This is a genomic window from Pseudomonas sp. LBUM1644 (assembly GCF_059716195.1).
Window position 1 is genome coordinate 897,020 of the sequence record NZ_CP166812.1, and the last position, 15,623, is coordinate 912,642.

13 protein-coding genes are annotated in these 15,623 nt (G+C 60.5%); 7 read left to right on the top strand and 6 right to left on the bottom strand.

Going from position 1 to position 15,623, the window contains the following annotated elements; all coding sequences use genetic code 11:
• Positions 1-67 precede the first annotated feature (67 nt).
• The gene (locus ACA052_RS04035) at positions 68-1,009 is read left to right on the top strand and encodes an AEC family transporter (RefSeq protein ID WP_497648503.1); all 942 of its coding nucleotides are present in this window, start codon (positions 68-70) and stop codon (positions 1,007-1,009) included.
• Between the two features lie 122 nt (positions 1,010-1,131).
• Here ACA052_RS04035 and ACA052_RS04040 read toward each other — a convergent pair whose 3' ends face one another.
• The 6 genes from ACA052_RS04040 to gatC form a co-directional block, all read right to left on the bottom strand.
• Positions 1,132-1,512: a carboxymuconolactone decarboxylase family protein gene (locus ACA052_RS04040; RefSeq protein WP_497648504.1), complete on the bottom strand. Its 381-nt coding sequence runs from the start codon at positions 1,510-1,512 to the stop codon at positions 1,132-1,134.
• Complete coding sequence (locus tag ACA052_RS04045) at positions 1,509-2,570, bottom strand: calcium/sodium antiporter (protein WP_497648505.1); 1,062 nt, start codon at positions 2,568-2,570, stop codon at positions 1,509-1,511. The genes ACA052_RS04040 and ACA052_RS04045 overlap by 4 nt, the downstream gene beginning before the upstream one ends.
• 50 nt (positions 2,571-2,620) lie before the next feature.
• Entirely contained in the window at positions 2,621-2,995 is a 375-nt protein-coding gene (locus tag ACA052_RS04050) for a septal ring lytic transglycosylase RlpA family protein (protein ID WP_497648506.1), read from the bottom strand.
• Between the two features lie 222 nt (positions 2,996-3,217).
• Entirely contained in the window at positions 3,218-4,663 is a 1,446-nt protein-coding gene (gene gatB, locus ACA052_RS04055; protein WP_497648507.1) for an Asp-tRNA(Asn)/Glu-tRNA(Gln) amidotransferase subunit GatB, read from the bottom strand.
• Between the two features lie 10 nt (positions 4,664-4,673).
• Positions 4,674-6,125: an Asp-tRNA(Asn)/Glu-tRNA(Gln) amidotransferase subunit GatA gene (gene gatA / locus ACA052_RS04060; protein WP_497648508.1), complete on the bottom strand. Its 1,452-nt coding sequence runs from the start codon at positions 6,123-6,125 to the stop codon at positions 4,674-4,676.
• 16 nt (positions 6,126-6,141) lie between these two features.
• Complete coding sequence (gene gatC / locus ACA052_RS04065; RefSeq protein ID WP_497648509.1) at positions 6,142-6,429, bottom strand: Asp-tRNA(Asn)/Glu-tRNA(Gln) amidotransferase subunit GatC; 288 nt, start codon at positions 6,427-6,429, stop codon at positions 6,142-6,144.
• Positions 6,430-6,640: 211 nt separating this feature from the next.
• Here gatC and mreB point away from each other — a divergent pair, with 211 nt between their 5' ends.
• From mreB to ACA052_RS04095, 6 genes are all read left to right on the top strand, one after another.
• A complete protein-coding gene (gene mreB, locus ACA052_RS04070; protein ID WP_002555108.1) occupies positions 6,641-7,678 on the top strand; it encodes a rod shape-determining protein MreB in 1,038 nt (345 codons plus the stop codon).
• Positions 7,679-7,818: 140 nt separating this feature from the next.
• On the top strand, positions 7,819-8,976 hold the full coding sequence (gene mreC, locus ACA052_RS04075; RefSeq protein WP_497650266.1) for a rod shape-determining protein MreC: 1,158 nt from the start codon (positions 7,819-7,821) through the stop codon (positions 8,974-8,976).
• Positions 8,976-9,467 (top strand): rod shape-determining protein MreD, encoded by a 492-nt coding sequence (mreD, locus tag ACA052_RS04080; RefSeq protein ID WP_497648510.1) that lies wholly within the window; start codon positions 8,976-8,978, stop codon positions 9,465-9,467. The genes mreC and mreD overlap by 1 nt, the downstream gene beginning before the upstream one ends.
• Positions 9,468-9,530: 63 nt before the next feature.
• Complete coding sequence (locus tag ACA052_RS04085; protein WP_497648511.1) at positions 9,531-10,127, top strand: Maf family protein; 597 nt, start codon at positions 9,531-9,533, stop codon at positions 10,125-10,127.
• A gap of 57 nt (positions 10,128-10,184) precedes the next feature.
• Positions 10,185-11,642: a ribonuclease G gene (gene rng / locus ACA052_RS04090; protein ID WP_157715231.1), complete on the top strand. Its 1,458-nt coding sequence runs from the start codon at positions 10,185-10,187 to the stop codon at positions 11,640-11,642.
• A gap of 75 nt (positions 11,643-11,717) precedes the next feature.
• Positions 11,718-15,521 (top strand): YhdP family protein, encoded by a 3,804-nt coding sequence (locus ACA052_RS04095; protein ID WP_497648512.1) that lies wholly within the window; start codon positions 11,718-11,720, stop codon positions 15,519-15,521.
• The last annotated feature ends 102 nt before the right edge of the window (positions 15,522-15,623 follow it).

Here is a 15,623-nt window from a genome sequence, read left to right on the forward strand (position 1 = left end):
AGACGCCGATGTCCCCAGTGGCTTATCATTAGCCCCCTAAAGACGCCCACCCAAGGTTACCCCCGGCATGCTGGCTATCTTCCTCGAAACCCTGAACATCACCGCGCCGGTGTTTGCCATGCTGTTTCTGGGTGTGCTGCTCAAGCGCATCGACTGGATCAACGACAATTTCATCCACACCGCGTCGGCCCTGGTGTTCAATGTCACCATGCCGGCGTTGTTGTTTCTGGGCATCCTGCATGCCGATCTGCACGCCGCGCTGCAACCGGCGCTGCTGATCTACTTCTCGATTGCGACGCTGGTGTGCTTCGCCATCGCCTGGGGCTGGGCGATCTGGAAATGTCCGCGCGAAGACCGCGGGATTTACACCCAGGGCGCCTTTCGCGGCAACAACGGGGTGATCGGCCTGGCGCTGGCCGCGAGCATGTACGGCGATTACGGGATTTCCCTCGGGGCGATTCTCGCGGCGCTGGTGATCCTGTTTTACAACACGCTCTCGACCATTGTGCTGGCGGTGTACAGCCCGGTGATCAAGTCCGACCCGTGGAGCATTTTCAAAAGCGTGATGATCAACCCGCTGATCATCAGCGTGTTTGCGGCGGCGCCGTTTGCCTATTATCAAATCGGCTTGCCAGGTTGGCTGGAAAAATCCGGCCAATATCTGGCGCAAACCACCTTGCCCTTGGCGTTGATCTGCATCGGCGGCACGTTGTCGCTGGCGGCGATGCGCAAAAGCGGGAGCATGGCGCTGAGCTCGAGCCTGGTGAAGATGATCGGCCTGCCGGTGCTGGCGACGCTGGGCGCGTGGCTGTGGGGCTTTCGCGGGGCGGAGCTGGGGATTCTGTTTCTGTACTTCGGCAGCCCGACCGCCGCCGCCAGTTTCGTCATGGCCCGTCAGGCTAATGGCAATCATGAACTGGCAGCGGCGATTATCGTGATTACCACGTTGATGGCGGCGGTCACCACCAACGTCGGGATCTTCGTATTGCAATTGGGTGGATGGATGTAGGAGCTGCCGAAGGCTGCGATCTTTTGATCTTGTTTTTCGGGGCGTTCGTAGGTGTTGAAGATCAAAAGATCGCAGCCTTCGGCAGCTCCTACAGAGGCTGCGATCTTTTCAACGGGACAAAATCATTCCGGCTTCTGGTAGGTATCAATTACTTCCTGCGCCGCTCGAAACGCATCGATTGCCGCCGGCGCGCCGGCATACACCGCGCAATGCAGCAGCGTTTCGCGAATCTCTTCCACGGTGCAGCCGTTGTTCAGCGCACCGCGCACGTGACCTTTCAATTCTTGCGGGCATTTCAGTGCGGTCAGCGCGGCGAGGGTGATCAGGCTGCGGGTTTTCAGCGGCAGGCCCTCGCGATTCCACACGCTGCCCCAGGCATGTTCATTGACGAAGTCCTGCAGCGGCTGGGTGAACTCGGTGGCATTGCCCAGTGCGCGGTCGACGAAGGCGTCGCCCATCACTTGGCGGCGGACTTCAACGCCGGGCTTCTTATTGTCGGTCATGGCAATTCCTTCTTGTGGTGTTGGCGACGCCAGGCGCGCAGCGACGTGAACAGCAAAAACGCCACCAGCGCCGGCAAGACGAAAAACAGCATCAGGTGTTCAAGCTTGCCGGCCAACGGCATCCCCGTAGTGAACGACACCACGTGCAGACCGTACGCCAGGTACAAACCCAAAAACAGCAGGCCTTCAGCGCGGGTCACCCGGTACCCGGAATAGAACACCGGCAGGCACAGCGTCGCGACGCCGAGCATCACCGGCAAATCGAAATCCAGCGCGTTGGGTGAAACCGACAGCGGCGACGGTGCAATCAACGCGGTCACACCGAGCACGCCCAAAAGGTTGAACAGGTTGCTGCCAATCACGTTGCCGACGGCGATTTCGCGCTGACCGCGCAACGCCGCAATCAACGAGGTAGCCAGTTCCGGAAGCGAGGTGCCGACCGCAACGATGGTCAGGCCGATGATCCGCTCCGACAGCCCCAGGTCGGTGGCGACCGACACAGCCGCGCCCAACAGCAAGTGCCCGGCGTACACCAGCATCGCGAGGCCGGCGACGATCATCAGCAGGCTGCTGAACCACGGCACCTCGGGGCCTTCGTGCAGACTCGATTGCGGGCGAGTCGAGTGCTGTGACTGGCGCAGCAGCAAGCCCAGATACAACACCAGCGCGGCCAGCAGAATCATGCCGTCCGCGCGCGTCAATTCTTCATTCCACGCAAGCAGGAACACCAGCAGGCTGGCGCTGATCATCAGCGGAATATCCAGGCGCACCAATTGCCGCGAGACCCGCAGCGGGATGATCAGCGCCGAAAGTCCCAGGGTGACGAGGATGTTGAAGATGCTGCTGCCGATCACGCTGCCGACGGCGATGTCGGCGTTTTCCGCCAGGGTCGCTTGCAGGCTCACCGCCATCTGCGGCGCGCTGCTGCCGAGGGCGACGATGGTCAGGCCGATGATCAGCGGCCTGACGTGTAACCGCGCGGCGAGGCGCACGGCGGCCCGGACCATCAGCTCGGCGCCGGCGATCAGCAAAAGCAGGCCGCAGAGCAATTCGATCACGCTGAGCAGAGGGATGTCGGCAAGTCCGAAAATGGTCGGGGCTCCGGCGGTCAGTTGTCGAGGGCTTGTACGCGAACCCGTGCGGTGCCGCTGCTGAGCATGCCCAACTGCTCGGCCGCTTCATGTGACAGGTCGATCAGGCGTCCACGGGTATGCGGCCCGCGATCGTTGATGCGCACTACACAGGATTTGTCGTTTTTCAGGTTGGTTACCTTCACCCGTGTACCGAAGGGTAGCTGGCGATGGGCAGCGGTCAGGGAATTCTTGTCGAAACGCTCACCGCTGGCGGTGCGTTTGCCTTGGTGTTTGGCGCCGTAATAGGACGCCACGCCCGTCTGGTCATAACCGTGCGGATCGACGATGTCGTTACTGGCACAACCGGCCAGCAGGGAGAGCAGGGCACAGGCACTGAGCAGACGCTTCATTCAGGGGTTTCCACATACAAATGTGGGGGCGAACTTTTGTGGTGAGGGGACTTGTCCCCGTTGGACTGCGCAGCAGTCCCAAAATCTGAATTCTCGGTGTGTCAGTTACAACTCGAATTCAGAGACTGGGGCCGCTTCGCGACCCAACGGGGACAAGTCCCCTCGCCACAAAAGCTCGCTCCTACAGGGGGGAGCCAGGCTTTGAAGCTGGCTCCATGCTCATCAGCCTTCGAGCTTGCTTTTCAGCAGTTCGTTGACCTGTTGCGGGTTGGCCTTGCCTTTGGAGGCTTTCATGGCCTGGCCGACGAAGAAGCCGAACATTTTGCCGCGTTTGGCTTCGTCTGCCGCGCGGTATTGTTCGACTTGCTCGGCGTTGGCCGCGAGCATCTCGTCCAGCACCGCCGAGATCGCGCCAGTGTCGGTCACTTGCTTCAGGCCGCGCTTGTCGATGATTTCGTCCGCGCTGCCTTCGCCGTTGGCCATGGCTTCAAACACCACTTTGGCGATTTTGCCGGAGATGGTGTTGTCCTTGATGCGCAGCAGCATGCCGCCCAGTTGCTCGGCCGAGACTGGCGACTGGTCGATGTCCAGGCCCTGTTTGTTCAACAGGCTGCCCAGTTCAACCATCACCCAGTTGGCCGCCAGCTTGGCGTCGCCGCTGATGCTCACGACTTGCTCGAAGTAATCGGCTTGCTCGCGGCTGGTGGCCAGGACGCTGGCGTCATAGACCGACAAGCCGAACTGCGCCTGGAAGCGCTCGCGCTTCTGGGGTGGCAATTCCGGCAGGGTGGCGCGCACGTCGTCGAGGAACGAGTTCTCGATGACCACGGGCAGCAGGTCCGGATCGGGGAAGTAACGGTAGTCGTTGGCTTCCTCTTTGCTGCGCATCGGACGGGTTTCGTCCTTGTTCGGATCGTACAGACGAGTCTGCTGGATCACCTTGCCGCCGTCTTCGATCAGCTCGATCTGGCGCTGCACTTCGGTGTTGATCGCCTTCTCGATGAAACGGAACGAGTTGACGTTCTTGATCTCGCAGCGCGTACCGAATTCAACCTGGCCTTTCGGGCGGATCGACACGTTGCAGTCGCAGCGCAGCGAACCTTCGGCCATGTTGCCGTCGCAGATGCCCAGGTAACGCACCAGCGCGTGGACAGTCTTGACGTAGGCCACGGCTTCCTTGGCGCTGCGCATGTCCGGCTCGGAAACGATTTCCAGCAGCGGCGTGCCGGCACGGTTCAGATCGATGCCAGTGGCGCCGTTGAATTCCTCGTGCAGGCTTTTACCGGCGTCTTCTTCCAGGTGCGCACGGGTCACGCCGACACGTTTGATCGTGCCGTCTTCCAGGGCGATGTCCAGGTGGCCCTTGCCGACGATCGGCAATTCCATCTGGCTGATCTGGTAGCCCTTCGGCAGGTCCGGGTAGAAGTAGTTTTTACGGGCGAACACGTTGTGCTGGCCGATCTCGGCATCGATAGCCAGACCGAACATCACCGCCATGCGCACCGCTTCCTGGTTCAGCACCGGCAAGACGCCGGGCATGCCCAGGTCTACCAGGCTGGCCTGGGTGTTCGGTTCGGAACCGAAGGTGGTGGAGCTACCGGAAAAAATTTTCGACCGGGTGGTGAGCTGGGTGTGAATCTCCAGCCCGATCACGACTTCCCATTGCATGTGTTTCTCCTCAGAAGCCGGTTGGGGTGCGGGTGTGCCAGTCAGTGTTCAACTGATACTGATGGGCAACGTTGAGCAAGCGGCCTTCCTGGAAATACGGGGCAAGCAATTGAACGCCGACCGGCAGACCATCGACGAAACCGGCAGGCATGGACAAGCCCGGCAGGCCCGCGAGGTTGGCGGTGATGGTGTAGACGTCTTCCAGGTACGCAGCGACCGGGTCGCTGTTCTTGGCGCCGAGCTTCCAGGCCGGGTTCGGCGTGGTTGGGCCGAGGATGATGTCGACCTCATTGAAGGCGGCCATGAAGTCGTTTTTCACCAGACGGCGGATCTTCTGCGCCTTCAGGTAGTAGGCGTCGTAGTAGCCGGCAGACAGCGCGTAGGCGCCGACCATGATCCGGCGCTGCACTTCCGGGCCGAAACCTTCACCCCGGGAACGCTTGTACAGATCTTCCAGATTCTTTGGATCTGCGCAGCGGTGGCCGAAACGCACTCCGTCGAAACGCGACAGGTTGGACGAGGCCTCTGCCGGGGCGATCACGTAGTACGCAGGTATCGCGTGCTGCATGTTCGGCAGGCTGATTTCCTTGATCACGGCGCCGAGCTTTTCCAGCTCCTTGACACTGTTGTGGATCAGTTCGGCGATGCGCGGGTCGAGACCGGCGCTGAAATATTCCTTCGGCACGCCAATGCGCAGGCCTTTCAGCGAATCGTTGAGGCTGGCGCTGTAATCAGGCACTGGCTCGTCGATGCTGGTGGAGTCCTTGGTGTCGAAACCGGCCATGCCTTGCAGCAAGATCGCGCAGTCTTCGGCGGTGCGGGCGAGCGGGCCGCCCTGATCAAGGCTCGAAGCGTAAGCGATCATGCCCCAGCGCGAAACACGACCGTACGTCGGTTTCAGGCCGGTCAGGTTGGTGAACGCAGCCGGCTGTCGAATCGAGCCCCCGGTGTCGGTCGCGGTGGCGGCCGGCAGCAGACGAGCGGCAACGGCTGCGGCCGAACCACCGGACGAACCGCCCGGCACGTGTTCCAGGTTCCACGGGTTTTTCACGGCGCCGTAGTAGCTGGACTCATTGGCCGAACCCATGGCGAATTCGTCCATGTTGGTCTTGCCGAGCGTTACCGCACCAGCGGCGGCCAGCTTGGCAACCACGGTGGCGTCGTACGGGGCTTTAAAGTTGTCGAGCATCTTCGAGCCGCAGCTGGTGCGGATACCTTGGGTGCAGAACAGGTCTTTATGGGCGATCGGTGCGCCGAGCAGGGCGCCGCTCTCACCATTGGCCCGGCGTGCGTCAGCGGCTTTAGCCTGCTGGAGCGCCAGGTCTTCGGTGAGGCTGATGAAACTGTTGAGCTGTGGATCGAGCTGGGCGATGCGCGCCAGCAGGACTTTGGTCAGCTCTTCGGAAGAAAACTTTTTATCGGCGAGTCCGCGGGCGATCTCGGCCAGAGTCAATTGATGCATTGCAGGCTCTTTCCCTTTAGTCGATGACTTTCGGAACCAGGTACAGGCCGTTTTCGACCGCTGGTGCGATGGACTGATAGGCCTCGCGATGATTGGTCTCGGTCACGACGTCTGCACGCAGGCGCTGGCTGGCTTCCAGTGGATGGGCCAGCGGCTCGATACCGTCGGTATTGACTGCCTGCATTTCGTCGACCAGCCCGAGAATGCTGTTCAGGGCCGAGGTGATGTGTGGAAGATCGCTATCATTGAGGCCAAGGCAGGCCAGATGAGCGATTTTTTCCACGTCGGAGCGTTCAAGCGCCATTGCGATTCTCCAGTGGAAAACAGAACGGACGGCGTCCGTGTGTTAGATTGTCGGAACACTACCGCATTTCTACGGTCATAAGGCCGCGATTGTGGGGGTTGGTGCACAGAAAAGCGGCCAATTTAACATATTGGCGCCTTGCCCAAAATCCCTGTCGTTGTTAGAGTTTGCCGCACTTTTTTACCCACGCGTTGCCTAGGGTCCCTTTCCCATGTTCAAGAAACTGCGTGGCATGTTTTCCAGCGATCTTTCCATTGACCTGGGCACTGCCAACACCCTTATTTACGTGCGCGAGCGCGGTATCGTCCTGAATGAGCCCTCTGTTGTGGCTATTCGGACACACGGTAACCAGAAAAGTGTCGTTGCTGTCGGCACGGAGGCGAAGCGCATGCTTGGCCGAACGCCGGGCAACATCGCTGCCATTCGTCCGATGAAGGACGGCGTGATCGCCGACTTCAGCGTCTGCGAAAAGATGCTGCAGTACTTTATCAACAAGGTTCACGAAAACAGCTTCCTGCAGCCTAGCCCTCGGGTGTTGATCTGCGTTCCATGCAAATCCACCCAGGTTGAGCGTCGTGCCATCCGTGAATCGGCCCTCGGTGCCGGTGCCCGTGAAGTGTTCCTGATCGAAGAGCCAATGGCCGCTGCGATCGGTGCCGGCCTGCCGGTTGAAGAAGCGCGCGGCTCGATGGTGGTCGATATCGGTGGTGGTACCACCGAAATCGCACTGATCTCCCTGAACGGTGTGGTTTACGCCGAATCCGTACGGGTTGGCGGCGACCGCTTCGACGAAGCGATCATCACTTACGTGCGTCGCAACTACGGCAGCCTGATCGGCGAATCCACCGCCGAGCGCATCAAGCAGGAAATCGGTACTGCCTACCCGGGCGGCGAAGTTCGCGAAGTCGACGTTCGTGGCCGCAACCTGGCCGAAGGCGTTCCACGCGCATTCACCCTGAACTCCAATGAAGTGCTGGAAGCTCTGCAAGAGTCCCTGGCCACCATCGTTCAGGCAGTGAAAAGTGCACTGGAGCAATCGCCTCCGGAACTGGCTTCCGATATCGCCGAACGTGGCCTGGTACTGACCGGTGGTGGCGCCTTGTTGCGCGACCTCGACAAGTTGCTGGCCCAGGAAACCGGTCTGCCGGTGATCGTTGCCGAAGACCCGCTGACCTGCGTTGCTCGCGGCGGTGGCCGTGCATTGGAAATGATGGACAAACACACCATGGACCTGCTGTCGAGCGAGTGATCTCGCCGGTTGCATCTATGCTGTTGAGCGCGCAGGCAGCACTTTGCAGTGCTGCCTGTTGGCGTTTATCTTCTGTCAGTCTGCATCCAGGCCGGTCTGCCGTATGAATAAACAAAAAAATTGCCTGGGAGGAGCGGCTTATTAAACCGCTTTTCACCAAAGGCCCCTCACTCGGCGTGCGCGTATTAGTGTTGGTCGTGCTTTCGGTCGCGCTGATGGTGGTCGATGCCCGCTTCACACTGCTTAAGCCGGTGCGTAGCCAAATGTCGCTGGTACTGATGCAGTCTTACTGGATCACCGACCTTCCGCAGCGGCTATGGCAAGGTGTGGCCAGCCAATTTGGCAGCCGGACCGAGCTCGTCGCCGAAAACGAAAAACTCAAAACTGAAAACCTGCTGTTGCAGGGTCGCATGCAAAAGCTTGCCGCCCTCACCGAGCAGAACGTTCGGCTGCGCGAGTTGCTCAACTCGTCCGCGCTGGTCAATGAGAAAGTCGAAGTCGCCGAGTTGATCGGCATGGACCCGAACCCCTTCACCCATCGCATCATCATCAATAAAGGTGAGCGCGACGGTGTGATCCTCGGCCAACCGGTGCTCGATGCTCGCGGCCTGATGGGCCAAGTGGTCGAATTGATGCCGTACACCTCCCGTGTGCTGCTGCTGACCGACACCACCCACAGCATTCCGGTGCAGGTGAACCGTAACGGTTTGCGGGCGATTGCCAGCGGCACCGGCAATCCGGAACGCCTTGAACTGCGTCATGTCGCCGACACCGCCGACATCAAGGAAGGCGATCTGCTGGTCAGCTCCGGCCTGGGTCAGCGTTTCCCAGCGGGTTATCCGGTGGCGACGGTCAAGGAAGTGATCCACGATTCCGGCCAGCCGTTTGCCATTGTTCGTGCCGTGCCAACGGCCGCGCTGAACCGCAGCCGTTACCTGCTGCTGGTGTTCAGCGATGGCCGTACCGCTGAAGAGCGCGCCAACGAAGCCGCCCAGGCGCAGGAAGCCCTGGACCAGCACGGCGGCGGGCCGATCATTCCGGCGACCGTGCCGAAACCGGCCCTCGTCCCGGCTGCCACTCTGGCTCCAGCTCCGGCTTCGGCTGCCCCGGCGGCGGCACCTGTTGCGCCCGCGGCCGCCACCCCGGTCAAGCCTGCGGCCACACATCCTGGCGCTGCGAAACCTGCGGCCACCAAGCCAGCGGCACCGGCCAAGCCGCCGGCAGCTCAACCTGCTGCCGCCAAGCCTGCTGCCAAACCGCCTGTCTCCGCGCCGGCTACCACTGGGGGACGAGAATAATGCCTGGGGCTACTTCATCCCGGAACGGCTGGATGGTCTGGCTGACGTTCGCCATCGGCCTGCTGCTCAGCGTTTCGCCGCTACCGCAATTCATGGAAATTCTCCGTCCGCTGTGGCTGGCCTTGCTGCTGGCATTCTGGGCACTGACCATGCCGCAGAAAGTCGGTATGGTGACCGCATGGTGCCTGGGCCTGGCTGAAGACGTGCTCTACGGCACGCTACTGGGCCAGAATGCGTTGATCCTGACACTCATCACGTTCCTGGTGCTGTCGTTGCAACAGCGCCTGCGCATGTTCCCGATGTGGCAACAGAGCCTGGTGATCCTGGTGATTTTCGGCCTCGCACAGCTCGTTCAACTCTGGTTGAGCGCCCTGACGGGCAATCGTCAGCCGACGCTGGCGCTGGTATTGCCAGCACTGGTCAGCGCGTTGCTCTGGCCTTGGATCAGCTACGGTTTGCGTGGTTTGCGTCGACGCTACAAAATCAATTAACTCGGTCAGGCATTTGCCCGCACCGGTGCCCTGAGACAGGGCACTAGACAAGGAGATGTCTTGATGAAAAGGTTATTTCTCGCCTCAGGCTCACCGCGTCGACGTGAGCTGCTCACGCAGATTGGCGTGCCATTTTCCGCCATCAGTGCGGAGATCGATGAAACCCCTTTAAGCAATGAATCCCCGTCGGCCTATGTCGAGCGTCTTGCGCGCGGCAAGGCTGAAGCCGGACGCGGTGCGGTCGTGTCCGACGAAACGTTTTGCGTACTGGGTGCTGATACCGCCGTGGTGCTGAACGGGAAAATTCTCGGCAAGCCGGTGGACGAAGTCGATGCGTGCGCCATGCTTATGATGTTGGCCGGTCAGGAGCATGAAGTGCTGACGGCCATCGCGGTGCTTGACGGTGAGCGATGCGAGTCGCGGGTGGTACGCAGCCTGGTACGTTTTCGCCCCATCGCTCGTGATGAGGCGGCGGCCTACTGGGCCAGCGGCGAACCGCAGGACAAGGCGGGTGGCTATGGCATTCAAGGACTGGGCGCGGTGTTTGTCGCCGGGCTCAATGGCAGTTATTCGGCGGTCGTCGGACTGCCTCTTTGCGAAACCGCTGAGCTGCTCGGCCATTTCGGCATACCCTGTTGGCAAACCCTTAACACGCGCTAAGCGTCGTACTGACCAGATGCGGCCATTTCCGTGAATATGCCTGAACGAGACCCTGCCATGAGTGAAGAGATCCTGATCAACATCACGCCGATGGAATCGCGCGTGGCGGTGGTCGAAAACGGTGTGCTGCAAGAGGTCCATGTCGAGCGCACGCAAAAGCGCGGGATCGTCGGCAACATCTATAAAGGCAAGGTCGTGCGGGTTTTGCCGGGCATGCAGGCGGCATTCGTCGACATCGGCCTGGACCGTGCCGCCTTCATTCATGCCTCGGAAATTTCCCTGCGCGAGGGCCCGGCGGTCGAGAGCATCAGCGCGCTGGTTCATGAAGGCCAAAGCCTGGTGGTGCAAGTCACCAAGGACCCTATCGGCTCCAAAGGCGCACGCCTGACGACGCAGCTGTCGATCCCGTCGCGTTACCTGGTGTACATGCCGCGTACCGCCCATGTCGGCATTTCGCTGAAGATCGAAGACGAGGCCGAGCGTGAGCGCCTCAAGCAAGTGGTCACGGACTGTGTGGCCAAAGAAGGCATCAAGGAAGCCGGCGGTTTTATCCTGCGTACCGCCGCCGAAGGTGCCGGGGCGGATGAAATCCTCATGGACATCCGCTACCTGCGTCGTCTGTGGGACCAGATCAATGCCCAGATCCTGACGATCAGCGCGCCGAGCGTCATCTACGAAGACCTCGGCCTGGCGCTGCGTACCTTGCGGGATCTGGTGAGCCCGAAGATCGAGAAAATCCGCATCGACTCCCGGGAAACCTTTCAGAAAACCACGCAGTTTGTCGCCGAACTGATGCCGGAAATTGCCGATCGGCTTGAGCATTATCCGGGTGAACGGCCGATTTTCGACCTGTACGGTGTCGAAGACGAAATCCAGAAAGCCCTCGAACGCAAAGTGCCGCTGAAGTCTGGCGGGTATCTGGTGGTCGATCCGGCGGAAGCGATGAGCACCATCGACGTCAACACCGGCGCGTTCGTCGGTCATCGCAATCTCGAAGAGACCATCTTCAAGACCAACCTCGAAGCCGCGACCGCCATCGCTCGCCAACTGCGCCTGCGCAACCTCGGCGGGATCATCATCATCGACTTCATCGACATGGAAGACGAAGAGCACCAGCGCCAGGTGCTGCGCACGCTCGAGAAACAACTCGAACGCGATCACGCCAAGACCAACATCATTGGCATTACCGAGCTGGGCCTGGTGCAAATGACCCGCAAGCGCACCCGCGAAAGCCTGGAACAAGTGTTGTGCGAACCCTGCAGCAGCTGTCAGGGGCGCGGCAAACTCAAAACACCGGAAACGGTTTGCTACGAGATTTTCCGCGAAATCCTCCGCGAGGCTCGCGCCTATCAAGCGGAAGGCTATCGTGTATTGGCGAACCAGAAAGTTGTCGACCGTTTGCTCGATGAAGAGTCGGGCAACGTCGCTGAGCTCGAGGGTTTTATCGGCCGCACCATTCGATTTCAGGTGGAAACCATGTATTCCCAGGAACAATACGACGTGGTGCTGCTCTGAATCGCTGTGTTTCAACCCGACTAGAACGGCTGGCTTCAGCTTTTTGCAACATTTTTGCCATGGGAGCCACCTGACATGGATCGTCTGACACGCATTTTGGCCGCACTGACCCGCTGGGGTCTGGGCCTGTGCGCGTTGGCATTGGTGTTGATGGCGTTGTACGTCAGCCTCGGTCGAGAGCTGGCGCCGCTGGTGGCCGAGTACCGTGGCGAAGTCGAAACCAGGGCCAGCGCAGCCTTGGGCATGCCGCTACAGATTGGCGAACTGGAAGGTAACTGGAGTGGCTTCGCACCGATTCTGCTGGCTCACGACGTGACCGTCGGCCACGGCGTCAATGCCTTGCGCCTTGATCAGGTGCGCGCGGTGCCGGATCTCTGGGCCAGCCTCCTGGCGCGCGAAGTGCGCATTGCGCACCTGGAACTGAACGGCCTGAAAGTCAGCCTTAAGGAAGGCGAAGACGGTCAGTGGGCGCTGGAAGGTTTGCCGGTGCAGCAGGATCAGCCGCTGGACCCGGAGCAGTTGCTCAATCGCATGCAGATGGTCCAGCAGCTGTCGGTACTCGACAGCCAGGTCACCTTGCAGCCTTTGGACCAGCCGCCATTAACCCTGACCTACGTCGGTCTCAACCTGAAAACCGGTGCCAGCCGTCAGCGCCTCGATGCGCGGTTGACCCTGCCCGACGGCCAGCCGGTCGCCATGAGCGTGCGTACCCGCCTTCGCGCCAGTGAGTGGAAGGACGGTGAGGCGGATGCGTACCTGAGCCTGCCGCAGAGCGACTGGTCCAAGTGGCTGCCCGAACGCCTGACCCGACAATGGAATTTCACCGAGATCAAAGCCGGTGGCGAACTGTGGGTGAACTGGAACAAAGGTGCGCTGCAAAGCGCCGCGATCCGCTTGAATGCGCCGCAACTCAAGGGCGCCTATGCCGAGCGCAAGCCGATCCAGCTCAACAATCTGGCGCTTAATGGTTATTTTCAGCGCAGCTCCGAAGGCGTTCTCGTGACGTTGGACTCGCTGGCCATGAACATCGGTGACACCCGTTGGGAATCGCATCTGCAACTCAAGCAAAGTGTGGCCACCGACAAGGCCGAAGAGCTCTGGCACCTGCAAGCCGACCGCCTCGATCTGACGCCGATTACCCCGGTATTGAACGCCTTGGGGCCACTGCCCGAAGGGTTTGCCACGGTCGTCGAGCGGCTGAAAGTGACCGGTGGGCTGCGCAATGTATTGATCGACTTGCGTCCCAATGCGACCGATGACACTAAATTCAGCTTCGCGGCGAACCTCGACCGTGTCGGCTTCGACGCCTATCACGGCGCGCCGGCGGCACGAAATGTCAGTGGCAGCATCAGCGGTAACCTGGGCGGCGGCGAGCTGCGCATGGACAGCAAGGATTTTGTCCTGCACCTGGACCCGATTTTCGCCAAGCCATGGCAATACATTCAGGCCAACGCACGGCTGACCTGGAAGCTCGACAAGGAAGGTTTCACCCTGATCGCGCCGTACCTGAAGGTGCTGGGCGAGGAGGGCAAGATTGCCGGCGACTTCTTGATCCGCCTGCACTTCGACCACACGCAGGAAGACTACATGGACCTTCGGGTCGGCATGGTCGATGGCGACGGCCGATACACCGCCAAGTACCTGCCGGCCGTTCTCAGCCCGGCGCTCGACGAATGGTTGCGCACCGCCATTCTCAAAGGTGCGGTGGATGAGGGCTTTTTCCAGTATCAGGGTTCGCTGAACCATGGCGCGGCCGACACTGACCGCAGCATCAGCCTGTTCTTCAAGGTGCACGATGCCGAACTGGCGTTCCAGCCGGGTTGGCCGCATGTCAGCAAGGTCACGGGCGACGTGTTTGTGGAAGACAGCGGTGTGCGGATCCTGGCCAGCAAGGGCCAGTTGCTCGATACACAGGTTCGCGACATCTACGTCAATATTCCCCACGTGCCGGCTGGGCAAAGCAGCCATCTGTTCCTGGACGGCGCGTTCGCGGGTGGCTTGGGCGATGGTTTGAAGATTCTTCAGGAAGCGCCGATAGGCACCGCCGACACATTCGCCCGGTGGGAAGGCGAGGGCGAACTGCAGGGCAAATTGAAACTGGATATTCCGCTGGTCAAGGGTGAGCAGCCGAAGATCCTCGTCGACTTCAAAACCGCCAAGGCCCGTTTGAAACTGGCCGAGCCGCCGCTGGAACTGACTCAGCTCAAGGGCGATTTCCGTTTCGATAGCGCCAAGGGTTTGAGCGGGCAAGACATCACCGCACGTGCATTCGATAAACCTGTAAAAGCGCAGATTTTCGCCGATGGCAGCGCGGGCAATCTCAAGACTCGCGTCACTGCATCCGGTCAGGTCGAGGTCAAGAAGCTCACTGACTGGCTGAGCGTTACGCAGCCGCTGCCCGTTTCCGGCGTGATCCCGTATCAGCTGCAGCTGAACCTGGATGGCGCGGACAGCCAGTTGATGGTCAATTCCAACCTCAAAGGCGTTGCAGTCGATTTGCCGGCGCCGTTCGGCATGACCGCCGATGCAGGTCGCGACACGACGTTTCGCATGACCCTGCAAGGGCCGGAGCGGCGCTACTGGGTCAACTACGGGAATCTGGCGAACTTCACGTTCGCCGCACCGCCCGGCAATTTCACCGACGGTCGCGGCGAACTGTTCCTCGGCGGTGGCGAAGCCGTATTGCCAGGCACCAAAGGGCTGCGAGTACGCGGCGTGCTGTCGGAACTGGATGTCGGTCCCTGGCAAGACCTGGTGAACAAATACGCAGGCCAGGACCCGGGCGGCAGCGCCAAGCAGTTGCTCAGTGGCGCGGACCTCAAGATCGGCAAGCTCACCGCTATGGGCACTACGCTCGATCAGGCATCGGTGCAGTTGGCCCGCAAGCCAACCGCGTGGAATGTGCAGCTCGACAGTCAGCAGGCCAAGGGCAGTGCAGGTCTGCCCGACGCCAAGGGCGTGCCGATTACGATCAATATGCAATACATCCGTTTGCCCGCGCCGGACCCGACGGTCCTGGCCGATGAAAACTCGCCGGATCCGCTGGCCAGCGTGGACCCGACGAAAATCCCGGCGGTGGATATCACCATCAACCAGTTGTTCCAGGGGCAGGATCTCGTCGGCGCGTGGTCGCTGAAAATCCGTCCTACCGCCAAGGGTATTGCCCTCAATACGCTGGACATGGGGCTCAAAGGCATTCTGTTGCAGGGCAGCGGCGGCTGGGAAGGTTCGCCTGGCAGTTCCAGCAGTTGGTATAAAGGCCGGATCAGCGGCAAGAACCTCGCGGATGTGCTCAAGGGCTGGGGTTTTGCGCCGAGCGTGACCAGCGAAGATTTTCATATGGATGTGGACGGTCGTTGGCCCGGCTCGCCGGCCTGGTTGGCCACCAAGCGTTTCTCCGGGACGCTCGATGCTTCACTGAATAAAGGCCAGTTTGTCGAAGTCGAAGGCAGCGCCCAGGCGCTGCGGGTGTTTGGCCTGCTCAACTTCAACTCCATCGGTCGTCGTCTGCGCCTGGACTTCTCCGACCTGTTCGGCAAAGGCCTGAGTTACGACCGGGTCAAAGGCCTGCTGGTTGCGACCAACGGCGTGTATGTGACCCGTGAGCCGATCCTGATGACCGGCCCGTCGAGCAATATTGAGCTAAACGGTACGCTGGATCTGGTGGACGACAAGGTCGACGCCAAGTTGCTGGTGACGTTGCCGGTGACCAATAACCTGCCGATTGCCGCGCTGATCGTCGGTGCGCCGGCCATTGGCGGTGCACTGTTCCTGATCGACAAGCTGATTGGTGACCGCGTGGCACGATTCGCCAGCGTGAAATACACCGTAAAAGGCCCGTGGAAAGAGCCGAAAATCACCTTCGACAAGCCTTTTTGACGCCACCCTCCAAACCTATGGAGTAGCATGGCCGTACAAAGTCCCCTGTAGGAGCTGCCGCAGGCTGCGATCTTTTGATGTTGGTTTTGATGTCGTAAAACA

Excerpts from the sequence above, each read along its gene's own strand:
- gatB (WP_497648507.1), bottom strand. The coding sequence starts at position 4,663 with ATGCAATGGGAAGTCGTGATCGGGCTGGAGATTCACACCCAGCTCACC.
- ACA052_RS04050 (WP_497648506.1), bottom strand. The coding sequence starts at position 2,995 with ATGAAGCGTCTGCTCAGTGCCTGTGCCCTGCTCTCCCTGCTGGCCGGT.
- gatC (WP_497648509.1), bottom strand. The coding sequence starts at position 6,429 with ATGGCGCTTGAACGCTCCGACGTGGAAAAAATCGCTCATCTGGCCTGC.
- ACA052_RS04095 (WP_497648512.1), top strand. The coding sequence starts at position 11,718 with ATGGATCGTCTGACACGCATTTTGGCCGCACTGACCCGCTGGGGTCTG.
- mreD (WP_497648510.1), top strand. The coding sequence starts at position 8,976 with ATGCCTGGGGCTACTTCATCCCGGAACGGCTGGATGGTCTGGCTGACG.
- ACA052_RS04040 (WP_497648504.1), bottom strand. The coding sequence starts at position 1,512 with ATGACCGACAATAAGAAGCCCGGCGTTGAAGTCCGCCGCCAAGTGATG.
- mreB (WP_002555108.1), top strand. The coding sequence starts at position 6,641 with ATGTTCAAGAAACTGCGTGGCATGTTTTCCAGCGATCTTTCCATTGAC.
- rng (WP_157715231.1), top strand. The coding sequence starts at position 10,185 with ATGAGTGAAGAGATCCTGATCAACATCACGCCGATGGAATCGCGCGTG.
- gatA (WP_497648508.1), bottom strand. The coding sequence starts at position 6,125 with ATGCATCAATTGACTCTGGCCGAGATCGCCCGCGGACTCGCCGATAAA.
- ACA052_RS04035 (WP_497648503.1), top strand. The coding sequence starts at position 68 with ATGCTGGCTATCTTCCTCGAAACCCTGAACATCACCGCGCCGGTGTTT.
- ACA052_RS04085 (WP_497648511.1), top strand. The coding sequence starts at position 9,531 with ATGAAAAGGTTATTTCTCGCCTCAGGCTCACCGCGTCGACGTGAGCTG.